This is a genomic window from Fluviicoccus keumensis (genome assembly GCF_004217445.1).
Lineage (GTDB): Bacteria > Pseudomonadota > Gammaproteobacteria > Pseudomonadales > Moraxellaceae > Fluviicoccus > Fluviicoccus keumensis.
On the sequence record NZ_SHKX01000003.1, the window covers coordinates 1 to 16,065 of the forward strand.

Sequence of the window (16,065 nt, forward strand, 5' to 3'; positions counted from 1 at the left end):
TCGCGCGCGTGGTTATAAATTTGGTTAAATTTAGGTTATATGGTTAGTGGCTCCGAAAAGCGGGCGTAATTTATTGTTTTACATAAATTTTATGGAAGTGCTATGCCCCTCAAGTGTCAATAGTTTCGCCCCTCAAGTGTCAATAGTCAGCCCCTCAAGTGTCAATAGTTTCGCCCCTCAAGTGTCAATACCGGTTCCGAGCACGCCCCTCAAGTGTCAATACTTTGGCCCCTCAAGTGTCAATAAATTCAAAAAATACGCCCCTCAAGTGTCAATAGAAACCAACGTCCTGTGGATAACTTTCCCCCGAAGATATTTTGTAAGCCCAGCGATGGCGCACGCCCCTCAAGTGTCAATATCAGCGGGGGGATTTATCCAAAACTCGACAGCTCTTAAGCATCATCCGGCGAGCGCTACAGTCGCATGCGCGGTACTTATCCAATAACAGGCTCATCCGGAACCGTCGAACCGATCCGGCACGAGCCCCCGGCCCAGGCGGATGGCCAACACCGGGGGGATTCTCGGGTGGCCCAGTCGATCGGATGATCCGGACAAACCAGAGGGAAGGGGGGGAACGAATGGCTTCAGGGCGTATGGTCGTCGGCCTCCGCACAAACAGCCTGCCGCCGGAGCCGCAACAGCCGGTAGGCGGCGGGCAGGATGAACAGCGACAGCAGCGGCGCGGTAATCATACCGCCGACCATCGGCGCAGCGATCCGGCTCATCACTTCAGAACCTGTACCGCTGCCAAGCAGGATCGGCAGCAACCCGGCAAGAATAACCGCCACGGTCATCGCCTTCGGCCGGACCCGCAGCACCGCCCCGGCGCGCAGGGCCTCGTCCAGTTGGGCGGTGGTCAGGGGCGTGGTCTCGTCCTGCCGCTCCGCGATGGCATGTTTCAGGTACAGCAGCATGATCACCCCAAACTCGGCGGACACCCCGGCGAGCGCAATGAAGCCGATCCCGGCGGCCACCGACAGGTTGTAGCCCAGTAACCAGAGCAGCCAAATGCCGCCGACCAGCGCGAAGGGCAGTGTCGCCATGATCAACAGCGCTTCGCTGATCCGGCGGAAGGTCAGGTAAAGCAGCACGAAGATAATCAGCAGTGTCGCCGGAATAACCAGTTTCAGCCGAGCGGTCGCGCGCTCCAGGAACTCAAACTGGCCAGAGTAGCTGAGACTGATACCGGGGCTGAGCGGTACACGTTGCCGGATTGCCTGTTGCAGGTCATGCACCACGGCAACCAGATCACGTCCGCGCACGTCCACATACACCCAACCCGACGGTCGTCCGTTTTCGCTCTTCAGCATCGGTGGGCCATCCGCAATGCGCAGGTCCGCCACTGTACCAAGGGTGATCTGGGCACCGCCCGGCGTCAGCACCGGCAATTGCCGCAGCGCCTCCAGCGAGTCCCGCCATTCACGCGGATAGCGCACATTGATAGGGAAGCGCGCCAGCCCTTCGACAGTTTCGCCGATATTGCCGCCGCCAATCGCCGTGCTGATGACCGCCTGCACATCGGCAATGTTCAATCCGTAACGCGCGGCGGCGTCTCGACGGATGTCCACCTGCACATAACGGCCGCCGGTCAGTCGTTCCGCCAGCGCTGAGCTAACGCCGGGCACGGTCTTGGCAATCCGCTCGATGGCCTGCGCGGTGCGGTCGATGTCAGCCAGATTGGTCCCGGCCACCTTGACTCCGATCGGGCTCTTGATGCCGGTGGCCAGCATGTCGATGCGGTTGCGGATCGGCGGCACCCAGATATTACTCAGCCCTGGCACCTTTACGGCGCGGTCGAGTTCCTCGATCAGCTTGTCCGGCGTCATGCCCGGCCGCCATTGCTCGCGGGGTTTGAGCTGGATGGTGGTCTCGAACATCTCCAGTGGCGCGGGATCGGTCGCCGTTTCCGCCCGTCCGGCCTTGCCGAACACCGATTTCACCTCCGGCACGGTGCGGATCATGCGGTCGGTCAGTTGCAACAGTTGTCCGGCCTTGGACGCTGACAGGCCGGGCAGGGCTGAGGGCATGTAAAGCAGGTCGCCTTCGTCCAGCGACGGCATGAACTCGCCACCCACCCGCGACAATGGCCATAGGGCCGTCAGGCAGGCGCATAGCGCCACGATCAGCGTCCGGACGGGGTAGCGCAGCGCCCGGTCCAACAACGGGCGGTAAACGGCGATCAAGGCGCGATTGAGCGGGTTGCGGTGCTCCTCGGGAATGCGGCCACGAATCCAGAAGCCCATCAACACTGGAATCAGCGTCACCGATAATCCGGCCGCCCCCGCCATTGCATAGGTCTTGGTGAAGGCCAGCGGTCCGAACAACCGGCCTTCCTGCGCTTGCAGCGTGAACACCGGGATGAAGGACAGAGTGATGATCAGCAGGGAGAAGAACAGCGCCGGGCCGACTTCCGCCGCCGCCTCGGCAATTTCGCGCCAGTGTGCAGCGCCGCGCAGGGTCTGGCCGGGATGGGCGTGTTGCCAGGCTTCGAGGCGCTTGTGGGCGTTCTCGATCATCACCACGGCGGCATCGACCATGGCGCCGATGGCGATGGCGATGCCGCCCAGCGACATGATGTTGGCGTTGAGTCCCTGCTGGCGCATGACGATGAAAGCGATCAGGATACCCAGCGGCAGCGCGATGATCGCCACCAGCGCCGAGCGCAGATGCCAGAGGAAGACGGCGCAGACCAGCGCCACCACAAGGAACTCTTCGACCAGCTTGTGGGTTAGGTTGTCCACGGCGCGGTCGATCAGCGCCGAGCGGTCGTAGGTCGGTACGATCTCCACCCCGGCGGGCAACCCGGCTTTGAGGGCGGCCAGCTTGGCGGTGACGGCGGCGATGGTCTCGCGGGCATTCTTGCCCGAGCGCAGGATGACCACGCCGCCCGCCACTTCGCCCTCGCCGTTGAGTTCGGCGATGCCGCGCCGCATTTCCGGGCCAAGCTGGACGGTCGCCACCGCACCCAACGTCACCGGCACGCCGCTCCCTTCGACTTTCAACGGAATGGCGCGGAAGTCATCCAGCGATTGCAAGTAGCCGTTGCTGCGCACCATGTACTCGGCTTCGCCCAGCTCCAGCACCGAGCCGCCGCCTTCCTGGTTGGCGCGCTGGATGGCGTCCACCACCGTGCCTTGCGGGATGCCGTAGGCCGCCAGCTTCACCGGGTCGAGCACCACTTGGTACTGCTTGACCATGCCGCCGATGCTGGCCACTTCCGCCACGTTGGGCAGCGCCTTCAGCTCGAAACGCAGGAACCAGTCCTGCAAGGCGCGCAGTTGCGCCAGGTCGTGTTGGCCGGTGCGGTCCACCAGCGCGTATTCGTAAATCCAGCCAACCCCGGTCGCGTCCGGCCCCAGCGCGGTCTTCGCGGCGGTGGGTAGCCGCCCCTGCACTTGATTGAGGTATTCCAGCACCCGCGAGCGCGCCCAGTAGGGGTCGGTGCCGTCCTCGAACAGCACGTAGACAAAGGAGTCGCCGAAGAAGGAGTAACCGCGCACTGTCTTCGCCCCCGGCACCGACAGCAGGGTGGTGCTGAGCGGGTAGGTGACCTGATTCTCGACGATCTGCGGCGCTTGTCCCGGCAAGGTGGTGCGGATGATCACTTGTACGTCGGAGAGATCAGGCAGGGCGTCCACCGGCGTTTGCCGGATCGACCAGATACCCCAGACGGTGATGGACAAGGTCGCCAGCAGCACCAGGAAGCGATTGTGCACTGACCAGCGGATCAGGGTGGCAATCATGGTTGACCTCCCTGCAGCCGGACTGCCGTTATCGTCGGGGTATCGACACCCTTGACCAGCGTGAAGCGCACCCGTTGCCCGACCTTCAATCCGGCAGTCTTGACCTCGGCGGCAACTGGAAAGGCCATCGTCATCGCAGGCCAGTCCAGCGCAGGAATCGGCTCATGGGAGAGGGTGATTTCATGGACGCTTATCGCCTCGATGACGCCCCATGCTTCAATATCAGCCGAAGCCGGGACAGACTTTGACGGAGCTGTCATTGTTGCCGCCGAATCGCTCGCCAACCGCGTCAGTACGCCTTGCAGGCTGGCCTCAGAGTCGATCAGGAACTGCCCCGAGGCCACCACCCGTTCCCCGGCCTGTACGCCGGACAGAATGACGGTCTGGCCGTCCGCTTCGCCGCCCGTAGTCACCGTGACCGGCTGGAATCGACCTTGCCGATCGACGCTGATCAGCACCGTGCGCTTACCGGTGCGGATCAGAGACTCACTGGGCACCAACAAGGCATCCGTCCTAGCCGCTGTCACCAACCGAACCTGCGCATACAGGCCGGGCCGCAATTGCTGGCGGGGGTTGGGGAACGCCAGCCGCACCCGCAAGGTCCGGCTCTGAGTGTTAACCTCCGGCAGGATGGCAATGACCTGGCCGGACAAAGCGAGGTCGGGATAGGCATCGAGACGGGCGACGGCAGCCTGGCCCGGCCTGACTTGACCGGCCTGTGCTTCAGGAATCGCCGCCTCCAGCCAGACCGTGCTGAGTCCGTTGAGCCGGGCAACCGTCATGCCGGGGCTGACAGTCATGCCCTGCCGGATATCCAGCGACTGGATAACGCCGCCGATGGGGGCGCTGATGGTGAGGGTATTCTGCACCTGCCCGATCTGATCTACACGCTGGATCAGGGTGTCCGACATCCCCAGAAGGCGCAGGCGGTTGCGGGCAGCTTGCGTCAGTCCGACATCGCCGGTTTGGCGCAAAGCCAAGTATTCGGCTTGCGCCCCAGCCCATTCCGGCACCAGCAGGTCGAGCAGCGGCGCACCGGCCGGAATCATATCGCCCGGCGCGCGGTCATAGGTTTTTTCCACGAAACCGCCGGTGCGGGTCTGGACAATGGCGATATCGCGCTCATTGAATCCGACGGTGGCGGGCGCTTCCACAGCGGAGCCAGAACGGCCGCGCGTGACGGTGGCATAGCGGATTCCGGTGTTCTGCAACACCGTGTTGTCCACTCGCAGGCCCGGTAAGGCTTCGTTGCCGTCGGCGTATTTGGGTGTCAGCGGCATATCCATGAAGGGCGATTTTCCGGGTTTGTCGAAATGCTGGTCGGGCGCCATCGGGTCATACCAGTACAGCGGCTTTTGGGCCGAGGATGAGGCGACAGTGGTCATGACCGCTGCCGCGTGCGGACGCTGAGCGAACCAGTAGCCGCCAATCGCCCCGGTGGTAGCGATAAATGCGGTAAACAGCACGGTCTTGAGGATATGGCGGCTCATGGCGCGATCTCCGGATCAGGGGTGTAGAGGTAATGCAGGCGCGCGGCCAGTTGTTGCTGCTGTGCGGTCAGTTCAATAATCTGGAACCGTAACGCCTGCGATTCCCGCCGCGCCGTCAGAACCAGCCCCAATTCGGCGCGGCCAGCCTGATACGCGGCCAGCAACAGGTCCGCCTTTCGTTGAGCTAACGGTGCGGCTTCCTGCTGCAGCCGGTCCCGCTGCCGGGTGAGGGCCTTGTAGTCGGCAAGGTCGGCCTCCAGCGCCGCCACATGCTCGCGCAACATGGCCTCTCGTTCGGCGTCCACTTCGGCCAAGGCTTGTTGCTTCGCGGCGATCAGCGGGTCCTGGCGGCTGTGCGTAAACAAGGGCAAATCGGCTGAGACCTGCACCGAGACCATGTTGCTGTAGCCGGGGCCGCGTTGCTGATAGGCCAACTCGACACCCCAGTCCGGCTTTTTGGCGGCCTGTGCTTCATGGAGTTCGGCTTGCGCCAGGTTGGCCAGCGGGGTAAAGCGGTTCAGGTCCGGATGGTGCTCAACATGCTGGCGCAGAGTGTCCGGATTAAGGGTGAACGCTGGCGGCTCGCCAACGGGGGCAAATTTGCCAAAGCGGCCCAGCCAGCGCTCCAGCACGGCGTCGGCTTTGCGGATATCCCGCTCCAGATCGTCTCGCCGGTTGGCAAGGCTGATCACTTCCTGTTGCGGCAGCAGGGCATCCGCCATCAGGCCTTTCCCTGCGGTCAGTTGCGACTGCACCACCCCAGCCCAGAGCCGGTTTTCCTGTTCTAGGTCCACGAACAAAGAAAGTTGCCGCCCGAGAAAATAACGATTCAGCCAAGCGACTGCGGTTTCGCGGGTCACAACGCTTTCGGTCAGGCGGAGGTCAGCGGCGGCCTCATCAATACGGGCTTGGGCAGCCTCTGCGCGGGCCATACGTTTGGCGCGGTTGGGAATGTCCTGCATCACCCCGATCTTCTGCATGGTCATGAAGTCGCGGGTGAGGTTGAAACGGTCGGCACCATTTATTGGCAGGTTATCGACTCCGACAAAGGCCTTGGGGTCGGGCAAGGCGTCAGCGGCACGCTGTGCCGCCGTGGCTCCGAACAAATTGGCCTGCTGCTGCACGATTTGCGGTGCATGGAGACGGGCTTGTTGCAGGGCGTCGGCAAAACTCAGTTCTTCAGCCGTGACGCTACCAGAGTTGAGAGCCATCCAGCCGAGCAAGCAGGCGCGGGGAAGGCTCCGGGGAACGGGCATCCTCATCGGGTCATCACCATTCAAGGCCTGCGGCGATCTCCGGACGGGGAGCGTGGGAGACAGCGGTCAGGCGGGTTACGAAGTGCTATGGCTACCAGCCATAACAAATACGGTCCATTCGCATCGCGAACGGGAGAGGGGAGGCGGCCGGCAGAACACGACCGCACGGCGCGGGCTATTTCAGGAAGCGCTGGAAGCGGATTGGGATGGGCGGATCGCCGGGCGGGTCGTGCCATGGGAGGGAAGCAAAGGCAATCGGGCTGCCGGCTTCACCCTGCAGCGCGGGCATAAAAAATATAAACACCAGCGGTAGATGAACCCAAGATGAGGGCTGCGACTCAGGGCTGTACGCTTTATCGAGATGTTGGCAACCCGTGTCGCAGTCCGCTTCTGTAGTCGTGTGGAGCGGCTGGATCCTCTCGTGACAACTCAGCGGAACAGTGGCCACGACCACCTGTGACAGTGCCGGAATCAACGCCGCTGCTTTCGCTACGCCTTGGCAGAACAGAAAAGCGGTCAGCAGCAGACTCAAGAGTACTGAAAGGCGCTTGCGCGTGAGCCTGTTCTGGTTCAAGGCTGTACGCTCCAGACGATTTGACTGCCATGAACCGCAACAGGCAGCTCAACCCGGAAACAGGTCTGCCGGGCACTGGACGTGACCGTGACCTCACCGCCATGCGCCTGGATGATACTTCGGGTAATTGCCAACCCGAGACCAGCGCCTTCATCCTGGCGTTGCCGCGATGCATCCACGCGGTAAAAGCGGTCGAACAGCCGGGGCAGATGCTCCATGGACACGGTATCACCCGTATTGCAGACCAGTACAGCCAAACGATCCGCTGAGGGCACCAGGCTGACTTTCACCATCGATCCAAGGTCGGCATGACGGAGGGCATTGGATAGCAAATTGCTGAAAGCCCGCCGCAACATCAGCGCGTCGCCCGAGGTTTGGCCCTCTCCTTCAACGCTCAAGACCAATTGTTTTTCCGCCGCCAAGGCGTCGTAAAACTCATACAGCGCCTCTATCTCGGCTCTGACATTCACGGGCGAGCGCTCAGGCACCACCAGACCATGATCAGCTTTGGCGAGGAACAGCATGTCACCGATCATCCGTCCCAGCCGCTCGAATTCTTCCAGGTTGGAATAGAGGACTTCACGGTACTCGTTGACATCACGCGGCTTTGACAGGCAAACCTGTGTCTGTGTCATGAGATTGTTGACTGGCGTACGCAACTCATGAGCCAGATCCGAAGAGAATCCCGACAAACGTTGCAGTGAGTCTCCCAAGCGATCCAGCATCCCGTTGAAAGCGCGAGCCAGCGGTTGAAGTTCCGCAGGCATGATCGCCGGGGCAAGCCGCTTATCCAGCTGCTGTGCGGATATCCCCTCGGCCACCTGAGCCATTTCCAGCACCGGCCGGAAGCCCCGCCGGGTGACCAGCCAACCCAATACGGCCATCAACAGCAGGCCGCCAGCGCCGATCAGTGCCAATTCCCGTCCGAAAGCGGAAATGAAGTCCGTATGATGACGGGTATCCACCGCTAGCGCGACGATCCAGCCGGAAGTCCGGGAAGATGCGGCCCCTGCCAAACGGACAGCCACCCCCCTGAAACTCTCACCGGATGCCGACCAGGTCAGGACCCTTGCAACCTGGCCTGTCTCCCAAGGGGCTGCATCGTGCAGCATGGACATTGGAAAAAGAGCCTCGCCGCTGTGAAGAAACGGTACTCCATCCCCCGTCAGAATCTGCACCGATAGATCATGATGCCCCACCAAGGCGGCTTCCAATATGCGGCGGGAGTCTGATGCCAAAGGCTGATCTGGAAGCGGGTGCAAAATCCGGGCAATCAGTTCCAACTTTCCCGCCAGCGCATCACGATCTTGTTCTCCAAAGTGATGTTGAACAGAGGCCAAGATGAAGAGCCCCATCACTAGGAAGACTCCTAACGCGAGCAGGCTAAACCACAAGCTGGTACGGAAAGTCAGCGACCTAACCGCCATGGCGATCCTCCGATGGCGCTTCCAGCACATACCCCATGCCGCGTACCGTACCAATCAGTCTGGGAGACCCGATGTCTACCTTTGCGCGCAGGCGCTTGATGGCTACCTCCACCACATTGGTGTCGCTGTCGAAGTTCATATCCCAGACCTGCGAGGCGATTAGTGAACGCGGCAGGATTTCGCCCTGCCGCCGCATCAGCAATTCCAGCAGCGCGAACTCCTTGGCCGTCAGATCAATCCGGCGGCCCGCACGGACGGCCCGGCGGCGCAGCAGATCAAGCTCCAAGTCGGCAACGCACAACACATCCGACTCCCTCGTGCGTCCGCGCCGCAGCAGGGTGCGCACTCGCGCCAACAACTCGGCAAAGGCAAATGGCTTTACCAAATAATCATCCGCGCCCAGCTCGAGCCCCTTGACCCGATCCTCAATCTGATCACGGGCGGTAAGGAATAGCACCGGCAGGGTTTTCCCGGACCGGCGAATATCGGCCAAAACCTGCCAGCCGCTCAGGTCAGGCAACATCACATCAAGAATAATCAGGTCGTACTCTTCCGACAGGGCCTGATGGCGGCCCGCCAGGCCGTCCTGTACCCAGTCGGTGATATAACCCGCTTCGGACAGTCCCTGGCGCAGGTATTCCCCAGTCTTGGTTTCATCTTCAACCAGCAGGATCTTCATAGCAGGCCAGCCCCAAATTGTGTCGCGTCATGGCCATCAACAATACCCGCTTTTGCCGCACCTGAAGCGCGGATGACACAAATGTCATTTTCGTGTCAGGGTACTGACCGTAAATAACCCGCATCATAGTCGTATCCGAAGATATTGCAGGGCAGGAGAATCTCAGATGCGATTGTTGCTTGTCAGCCTGCTCCTGTCCTCCGGCCTGACACAGGCCGCCGACACCATATCCCCAGCAATCGACACCCGCGCGCCCGAGCACGGCCTTGCCGGTTATCAGGGATGGAGCGATCCGGCCGTCCGTGACTGGCGCGAAAGCAACAGGCTGGTGATGGGTGACAACACCGCTCCTGACGGGGCGCACGATGGCGAAGCCGATACGACCTCCTTACCCCCTCACAACGGCATGGCCATGCCGGGCATGCGCCACGGAGCCATGTGATGCCTTCTTCCAAAGCAGTCAGCCAAACCCTTCTGGTCCTGACGTTGACCACCGGACTGGGATCCTGCGCCACGCTATCCGACGAAGGTCGTGAGCGCGACGCCATACTGACTGCGACCGGCGTCACTGCCGTCGACCTGAAAGGGGAGCGTGTCAGAGAATTGCTGGCACACGAGATCACGATGGATGAAGCGGCCACGATTACCCTGCTGAACAACCCGGGCCTGCAACGCACCTTTGCTGAATTACGCCTCGATGAGGCCCAACTGGTGGCGGCAACCCGCATCCCCAACCCGCGCTTTTCCGTATCCAGACTGACCCAAGGCTCCAGCCGGGAAACTGGCTTCAGTATTGGTATCGATCTGATCGATTTGTTGCTGCTGCCCGCACAAACACCGATAGCACGCCAGCGCTACGATATCACCCGGCAAGAGGCAGCCCGGATAGCTGTTAGCCTGGCGCAGCAAACCCGACTGGCATATGTAGCGGCCATTTTCGCCCGTCAACGGCGGGATTACGGCCGTGAAGTACTGACAGCAGCGGAGGCGGGGCGTGATCTGGCCCGGAGTCTGGCTGTTGCAGGCAACATCAGCCGGCTGGACGCCGCCCGCGAGCAGGCTTTTTACGCGGAAGCAGCCGCTCAGTCCGAGCGCGATAAGGTGGAATACAACGCCGCGCTGGAGCGACTGGCACGCCTGCTAGGCCTGACAAACACGACTGACATCCGATTGCCAGACCGGCTGCCGGACCTGCCCCCACAACCCCGCGCCTTGGCTGATATTGAACAGGATGCGCTTGAACATCGCCTGGATGTCAGGTTGGCGCGACAGCGGTTCGATAATACCGTGCGCACATTGAAGCTGACCCGGATCACCCGATTCGTTAATGTTCTGGATCTGGATTATCAGACGAATACTTACAACGATCAGCCCCGGCAACAGGGAGTCACCGTGGGTTTTGAAATCCCGATCTTCGATTTCGGCAGGATCCGCACCGCAGGAGCCGAAGCCCGTTACCGGGCGGCAATAGCTGAAGTCGCCGAGACGGCTGTCAACGCCCGTAGCGAGGCCCGCACCGCCTATCAGGGTTATCAGGCCGCCTATGCGCTGGCGCGCCATTATCGCGACGAGGTCGTGCCGCTCCAGCGGCAAATCGCTGAAGAAATGCAACTGCGCTACAACGGCATGCTGATCAGCACATTCGACCTGCTGGCCCAGGCTCGTGAGCAAGTAGCGGCCAGCCACGCCTGGATGACCGCACTCAACGATTACTGGGTGCAGGATACCATTCTCAACGGCGCCGTTTACGGTGCTGGAGGCGGTGTCCGCGAAGCCGGAGCCCCGATCATTACCGGTCGACCCGACACCCCTGGCCACTAACGGAGACTCCCGACCATGACGACACGACGACATTTTCTGCTCGGTGCCGGCGCCACCGCGCTCGCCAGCGGACTGGCGTCCCGCGTCCACGCCGGCATTCCCGAGGCAGCGACGCAGGACCATCCAGGCACCTCCGGGCCGCGCCTGCCACACGGAGGGCCCGACTACCATCCGGTTGTCACCTTGAATGGTTGGACCCTGCCGTACCGAATGAAAAACGGTGTCAAGGAGTTCCACCTGGTCGCCGAACCGGTCGTGCGTGAGCTGGCCCCCGGCATGACCGCGCACATGTGGGGATATAACGGCCAAAGCCCCGGCCCAACCCTCGAATGCGTGGAAGGCGACCGGGTGCGTATCTTCGTTACCAACAAGCTGCCGGAGCACACAACCATACACTGGCACGGCATCCGCCTGCCGTCCGGCATGGACGGTGTCGGCGGCTTGTCGCAACCGCAAATCAAGCCCGGCCAAACCTTCGTTTACGAGTTCACACTGAAGCGATCCGGGACCTTCATGTACCACCCGCACGCTGACGAAATGGTGCAGATGGCGATGGGCATGATGGGCTTTTTCGTAGTGCATCCGAAAAACCCGGACTTCATGCGGGTGGACCGCGACTTCGTGTTCTTGCTCAGCGCTTACGACATCGACCCCGGAAGTTACACACCCAAGGTGTCCACAATGACGGATTTCAACCTGTGGACCTTCAACAGCCGGGTATTCCCCGGTCTGGATCCGCTGGTCGCACGCACCGGCGACCGGGTGCGCATCCGTGTCGGCAACCTGACCATGACCAATCATCCAATCCATCTGCACGGGCACGATTTTGAAGTTACCGGCACCGACGGAGGATGGGTGCCGAAGTCAGCGCGCTGGCCGGAGGTCACTACCGATGTTGCGGTCGGCCAGATGCGCGCGGTGGAGTTCGAGGCGACGGCCGGTGACTGGGCCTTCCATTGCCACAAATCGCACCACACGATGAATGCAATGGGCCACAAGCTGCCAACCATGATTGGAGCATCTCAACAGGGGCTGGCCGACAAGGTTCGAAGGCTGGCCCCAGACTTCATGCCCATGGGTGACAAGGGCATGGCCGATATGGGTGAAATGGAAATGCCGCTACCCGACAATACCCTGCCGATGATGAGCGGACAGGGGCCTTTTGGGCCGCTGGAGATGGGCGGGATGTTCACCGTACTGAAAGTGCGTGACAACCAGAAACCGGACGACTACCGCGATCCGGGCTGGTATGACCACCCCTCCGGCACTGTCGCATGGCTGCATACCGGCGAAGAGCCAGCCACCGTGCGCACTGAGCCCGCACCGGTCGGGGATCATGACCTGAACGTCCGCAAACCCACCGGGCCGATGAATCACTGAGGCCATCAGGAGGAATCAGACATGACCGTATCCTTGGCACTTTGGTGGGCCGCGCTGCCACTACTGCTGACGGTGAATCTGGCGCAGGCGCATGGCGATGAGCACATCGACCCCAACATGACCGTGGATAACCCCATCACCTCCGAGGAAACACCTTATGGCCGCCAAGGTATGACTCGTGACGTGGCCCGCACCATCGAAATCCGCCTGGACGATTCGCCACGCTTCAACCCGGACCTGATCACCGTGACGACAGGTGAAACCGTTAGGCTACGCCTGATGAACACGGGCCAACAACCCCACGAGTTCGTTCTGGGCACACCGGACAGCCTGAAAGCGCACGCTGCGATGATGATGCAAATACCCGACATGGCCCATGCCGACCCGAACCTGATACGGATCGAGACCGGGAAAAGCAGCGACCTGATTTGGCAGTTCACCCGAGCCGGCAATTTCGAATATGCCTGCCTGATACCGGGACACTGGCAGGCGGGCATGCAGGGCAGAGTCACCGTTCTGCCCCCAGCTCCGAACTCATTGCCCCCACTATAACTGGAGAACACCCATGAAAATCCTGCAAACCACCCTTCACGCCATCCTGCTGGGTGCCGTACTCGCCACCGTCACACCGGCTGTGTTGGCGGACAGCAATCATCCGCACAGCCATGCCACGACCGGCAACATGGCGCACGAGATGCCTATGCCCACGCAAGCGTCCCCGATGGCAGCCCAGACCACCCCGGCCGCCAGCCCGATGGCCGACATGTACACCCAGGGCGAAATCCGCAAGGTGGACACCGCCCAAGGCAAGCTGACCATAAAGCACGGCGACATCAAGAATCTGGGCATGCCCGGCATGACCATGATCTTCAAGGTCCAGTCCCCGCAAATGCTGGACGGCCTGAAGGCGGGTGACGCCGTGCAGTTCGTGGTGCAGCGCCAGAACGGCGGCCTGCTGATCACAGACCTGAAGAAGTCCCAAGGGCAATAATCATGGGCAAATTTCCGAAAACCCTGCTGGCCGGATCAGCGCTCGCCGTCGCGGCGGGCCTCGGCTTTGTGTGGTCAGGCGTCTACGCCATCGGCGCCGATGAACCGCACTGGCGGCCTGTGGAGGCTTTCATCAGCTTCTTCCGCGACCGCGCCATCGCCCATCACGCCACCGGCATTACCGTTCCCGCCAACCTGGATGACCCGGCCGTCATCAGCATGGGAGCTGAGCACTACAATGCCATGTGCACCGGTTGCCACCTATCACCTTTGCAGCAGGATTCGGAAATCCGGCCCGGGCTGTATCCGCAGCCGCCCAAACTGGCGGAACATGGTATGCATGATCCGGCGGAGGCCTTCTGGGTCATCAAGCACGGCATCAAGCTAACCGCCATGCCCGCTTGGGGGCCAACCCACGATGATGAAGAAATCTGGGCAATGGTAGCGTTCCTGCGTAAATTACCGACGCTGGATGCCTCCGCCTACCGTCGACTGACAGCCAGTCCCGGCGAGGAGGGTGATCACGACGCCGGAGCGTCTGGCCAAGCGGATGGCCACGCCCATACCCACTGACGCCCCGGTGGACGGGGCAAGGAGCTTGTCATGAACACAGAAGAACATCCTGTTCACCCCCATCCACCCTTTCGCTCGTCACGCGCGGCAATCGCCCTGGCTGTGATGGGCGGTGTCGCCCTTTTTTTCCTGTTCGAGGAGCACCGGGCGCACCTGCTCGGACTACTACCTTACCTGATCCTGTTCGCTTGCCCGCTGATGCATCTGTTCATGCACCACGGACACCACCACGGTCATCGGCCACCGCAGGATAACGACCGCACCTCGGGAGACCGCCCATGAATGCCCACCACGAAGCGGCCTATGGGCTGTGGTCACTGGTTTTCCTGAACTCTGCCGTGTTCATCATCTTCGCGCATAGCTTCTTCAAGCCGCAAACAAGCCGTGACTGGCGCACTTTCGGCGCATTCTCGGCCTTCATCGTCGCGCTGTTCGTGGAGATGTACGGCTTCCCGCTGACCATCTACGTGATGGCCGGGTGGCTGCAGACGCATTACCCTGGCATCGATCTGATGTCGCACGACTCCGGCCACCTGTGGCATACCCTGCTGGGCGAGAAGGGCAACCCGCATTTCGACCTGATGCACATCGCCAGCAACGTCCTCATCATCGCGGGGTTCTGGCTGTTATCCGCCAGTTGGCATGTGCTGTATCACGCACAGCGCGCCGGCGTATTGGCGACAGGTGGCCCGTATGCCCGTATCCGGCATCCCCAGTATGTTGCCTTTGTTCTGATCCTGTTCGGCTTTCTGCTGCAATGGCCGACGATACTGACGCTGCTGATGTTCCCGGTGTTACTGGCCATGTATGGCCAGCTGGCCGTGACCGAGGAACGGGATATGGAGTCCGCGTTTGGCAAGGCTTGGCAGGCCTATGCTGGACGGACGCCCCGTTTCCTACCCCACCTGTCCCCCCGGACAACATGAAGCTCTCTGGAGAAATCCCCATGAAACGCCACCTGCTGCTGTTCCCGCTGATTGTCGCCCTGGGCGGCCTGACCCATGCCGATGACGCGGCCAAACCCGCCATGAAGGGCATGGACAAGATGGATATGAAATCGATGACCCCGAAGGACGATATGAAGCCCGGTGGAGATATGCACGACATGAAGGCCATGCATGAGAAGTGCATGGGCGACAGCAAGGGCATGGATGACATGAAAGGCATGCACGATCACTGCATGCAGGGCATGGATAGCATGAAGCCGGCTGACAAGGCGAAAGCCGCGAAGAAGCCGAAGCACCGCAAGGGCGGCAAGGCCAAGCCGGAAACCTCTCCGGAACATAACCATAACCATGGCGCGGTCCCCGGACAGTAATTCCCGGTCATGCCTATTTTATTGCTGACGCATCAGCCATAAAAATGGTGATGCGCTAGCGCGCCCTTACGGGCTATGAAGCGTGTGTTTACTTCTCGTAGATTGCAAATAACAGATGAAGGAAACACCGCATTGTCCATGAGCCGAACGCCAAAGATAACAACCCATGTTTAGCCATTCAGTCCACATTGTACCAGCCTTGTTGCTAATGACCGCCACAGCCGTATCGGCTGCAGCCACGTCGCAGACGCCGCCGGACCCCGATCCAAACCACATGCCCGCCGGGGTCTACAAGCTGGACAAGGCTCATGCCAGCATTATCGCCCGTGTACTGCATCAGGGTTTTGCCTGGTATACCTTCCGCTTCGACAATTTTGACGTTGCCTACGCCTTCGATCCAAAAAGTCCGGAAGCTTCCCGAGTGCAAGTGACAGTTGACCCTCGTTCGATGAATACCGGCAACGCCAAGGCGGACAAGAGCTTTCCGGTAGATTTTCTGAAGGCGGACTTCTTTCCAAAAGTGACGTTTGTATCGACAGCCATAAAGTATGCGGGGAATGGCAAGGGTACCGTCACCGGCGATCTGACGCTGGCCGGGGTGACCCGGCCACAGATACTGGACGTGACCTTCTTGGGCTCCGGCAAGGACATGTTCGGTGTCTTGCGAACCGGGTTTTCGGCAAAGACTGTGATCACCCGGTCTGCGTTTGACTCAACAGCGTATATCCCATTGGTAGGAGATGCCGTTGAGCTGATGATTGATGTGGAGTTCATCAAGAAGCCGGATCAATCTTAATCCGGCCTCACCAGTGAA

General features: G+C 61.0%; 16 protein-coding genes. 10 read left to right on the plus strand and 6 right to left on the minus strand.

The genetic code is table 11. The annotated features are described in order from the left end of the window. Positions 1–584: 584 nt before the first annotated feature. The 6 genes from EV700_RS00560 to EV700_RS00585 form a co-directional block, all read right to left on the minus strand. The gene (locus EV700_RS00560) at positions 585–3,743 is read right to left on the minus strand and encodes an efflux RND transporter permease subunit (RefSeq protein WP_130410419.1); all 3,159 of its coding nucleotides are present in this window, start codon (positions 3,741–3,743) and stop codon (positions 585–587) included. Next, positions 3,740–5,233 (minus strand): efflux RND transporter periplasmic adaptor subunit, encoded by a 1,494-nt coding sequence (locus EV700_RS00565; protein ID WP_130410420.1) that lies wholly within the window; start codon positions 5,231–5,233, stop codon positions 3,740–3,742. Before EV700_RS00565 ends, EV700_RS00560 begins: the two co-directional genes overlap by 4 nt. After that, positions 5,230–6,444, minus strand: coding sequence for a TolC family protein (locus EV700_RS00570; RefSeq protein ID WP_165391280.1), 1,215 nt, complete (start codon positions 6,442–6,444; stop codon positions 5,230–5,232). The genes EV700_RS00565 and EV700_RS00570 overlap by 4 nt, the downstream gene beginning before the upstream one ends. Positions 6,445–6,664: 220 nt before the next feature. Next, entirely contained in the window at positions 6,665–7,063 is a 399-nt protein-coding gene (locus EV700_RS00575) for a hypothetical protein (RefSeq protein WP_130410422.1), read from the minus strand. Continuing rightward, positions 7,060–8,490 carry a heavy metal sensor histidine kinase gene (locus EV700_RS00580; protein WP_165391281.1) on the minus strand — a complete coding sequence of 477 codons (1,431 nt, stop codon included), beginning with the start codon at positions 8,488–8,490 and terminating at the stop codon, positions 7,060–7,062. Before EV700_RS00580 ends, EV700_RS00575 begins: the two co-directional genes overlap by 4 nt. Further along, on the minus strand, positions 8,480–9,169 hold the full coding sequence (locus EV700_RS00585) for a heavy metal response regulator transcription factor (protein ID WP_130410424.1): 690 nt from the start codon (positions 9,167–9,169) through the stop codon (positions 8,480–8,482). The genes EV700_RS00580 and EV700_RS00585 overlap by 11 nt, the downstream gene beginning before the upstream one ends. A gap of 166 nt (positions 9,170–9,335) precedes the next feature. Here EV700_RS00585 and EV700_RS00590 point away from each other — a divergent pair, with 166 nt between their 5' ends. From EV700_RS00590 to EV700_RS00635, 10 genes are all read left to right on the plus strand, one after another. Next, positions 9,336–9,611: a hypothetical protein gene (locus tag EV700_RS00590; protein WP_130410425.1), complete on the plus strand. Its 276-nt coding sequence runs from the start codon at positions 9,336–9,338 to the stop codon at positions 9,609–9,611. Beyond that, a complete protein-coding gene (locus EV700_RS00595; RefSeq protein ID WP_130410426.1) occupies positions 9,611–10,990 on the plus strand; it encodes a TolC family protein in 1,380 nt (459 codons plus the stop codon). The genes EV700_RS00590 and EV700_RS00595 overlap by 1 nt, the downstream gene beginning before the upstream one ends. A gap of 15 nt (positions 10,991–11,005) precedes the next feature. After that, the gene (locus EV700_RS00600; RefSeq protein WP_130410427.1) at positions 11,006–12,370 is read left to right on the plus strand and encodes a multicopper oxidase family protein; all 1,365 of its coding nucleotides are present in this window, start codon (positions 11,006–11,008) and stop codon (positions 12,368–12,370) included. Between the two features lie 21 nt (positions 12,371–12,391). Continuing rightward, on the plus strand, positions 12,392–12,922 hold the full coding sequence (locus EV700_RS00605) for a cupredoxin domain-containing protein (protein WP_130410428.1): 531 nt from the start codon (positions 12,392–12,394) through the stop codon (positions 12,920–12,922). Between the two features lie 13 nt (positions 12,923–12,935). After that, positions 12,936–13,361, plus strand: coding sequence for a copper-binding protein (locus tag EV700_RS00610; RefSeq protein ID WP_207224535.1), 426 nt, complete (start codon positions 12,936–12,938; stop codon positions 13,359–13,361). Between the two features lie 2 nt (positions 13,362–13,363). Then, positions 13,364–13,933 carry a c-type cytochrome gene (locus tag EV700_RS00615; protein WP_130410429.1) on the plus strand — a complete coding sequence of 190 codons (570 nt, stop codon included), beginning with the start codon at positions 13,364–13,366 and terminating at the stop codon, positions 13,931–13,933. A gap of 30 nt (positions 13,934–13,963) precedes the next feature. Then, complete coding sequence (locus EV700_RS00620; RefSeq protein ID WP_130410430.1) at positions 13,964–14,215, plus strand: DUF2933 domain-containing protein; 252 nt, start codon at positions 13,964–13,966, stop codon at positions 14,213–14,215. Beyond that, complete coding sequence (locus EV700_RS00625) at positions 14,212–14,859, plus strand: methyltransferase family protein (protein ID WP_130410431.1); 648 nt, start codon at positions 14,212–14,214, stop codon at positions 14,857–14,859. Before EV700_RS00620 ends, EV700_RS00625 begins: the two co-directional genes overlap by 4 nt. Before the next feature lie 20 nt (positions 14,860–14,879). Further along, the gene (locus EV700_RS00630) at positions 14,880–15,251 is read left to right on the plus strand and encodes a hypothetical protein (RefSeq protein ID WP_130410432.1); all 372 of its coding nucleotides are present in this window, start codon (positions 14,880–14,882) and stop codon (positions 15,249–15,251) included. 166 nt (positions 15,252–15,417) lie between these two features. Continuing rightward, positions 15,418–16,047, plus strand: coding sequence for a YceI family protein (locus tag EV700_RS00635; protein ID WP_130410433.1), 630 nt, complete (start codon positions 15,418–15,420; stop codon positions 16,045–16,047). Positions 16,048–16,065 lie beyond the last annotated feature (18 nt).

Bases quoted from the DNA above. Each gene is read 5' to 3' on its own strand.
- EV700_RS00560 (WP_130410419.1), bottom strand. From the start codon at position 3,743: ATGATTGCCACCCTGATCCGCTGGTCAGTGCACAATCGCTTCCTGGTG.
- EV700_RS00565 (WP_130410420.1), bottom strand. From the start codon at position 5,233: ATGAGCCGCCATATCCTCAAGACCGTGCTGTTTACCGCATTTATCGCT.
- EV700_RS00570 (WP_165391280.1), bottom strand. From the start codon at position 6,444: ATGGCTCTCAACTCTGGTAGCGTCACGGCTGAAGAACTGAGTTTTGCC.
- EV700_RS00580 (WP_165391281.1), bottom strand. From the start codon at position 8,490: ATGGCGGTTAGGTCGCTGACTTTCCGTACCAGCTTGTGGTTTAGCCTG.
- EV700_RS00585 (WP_130410424.1), bottom strand. From the start codon at position 9,169: ATGAAGATCCTGCTGGTTGAAGATGAAACCAAGACTGGGGAATACCTG.
- EV700_RS00590 (WP_130410425.1), top strand. From the start codon at position 9,336: ATGCGATTGTTGCTTGTCAGCCTGCTCCTGTCCTCCGGCCTGACACAG.
- EV700_RS00595 (WP_130410426.1), top strand. From the start codon at position 9,611: ATGCCTTCTTCCAAAGCAGTCAGCCAAACCCTTCTGGTCCTGACGTTG.
- EV700_RS00600 (WP_130410427.1), top strand. From the start codon at position 11,006: ATGACGACACGACGACATTTTCTGCTCGGTGCCGGCGCCACCGCGCTC.
- EV700_RS00605 (WP_130410428.1), top strand. From the start codon at position 12,392: ATGACCGTATCCTTGGCACTTTGGTGGGCCGCGCTGCCACTACTGCTG.
- EV700_RS00610 (WP_207224535.1), top strand. From the start codon at position 12,936: ATGAAAATCCTGCAAACCACCCTTCACGCCATCCTGCTGGGTGCCGTA.
- EV700_RS00615 (WP_130410429.1), top strand. From the start codon at position 13,364: ATGGGCAAATTTCCGAAAACCCTGCTGGCCGGATCAGCGCTCGCCGTC.
- EV700_RS00620 (WP_130410430.1), top strand. From the start codon at position 13,964: ATGAACACAGAAGAACATCCTGTTCACCCCCATCCACCCTTTCGCTCG.
- EV700_RS00625 (WP_130410431.1), top strand. From the start codon at position 14,212: ATGAATGCCCACCACGAAGCGGCCTATGGGCTGTGGTCACTGGTTTTC.
- EV700_RS00630 (WP_130410432.1), top strand. From the start codon at position 14,880: ATGAAACGCCACCTGCTGCTGTTCCCGCTGATTGTCGCCCTGGGCGGC.
- EV700_RS00635 (WP_130410433.1), top strand. From the start codon at position 15,418: ATGTTTAGCCATTCAGTCCACATTGTACCAGCCTTGTTGCTAATGACC.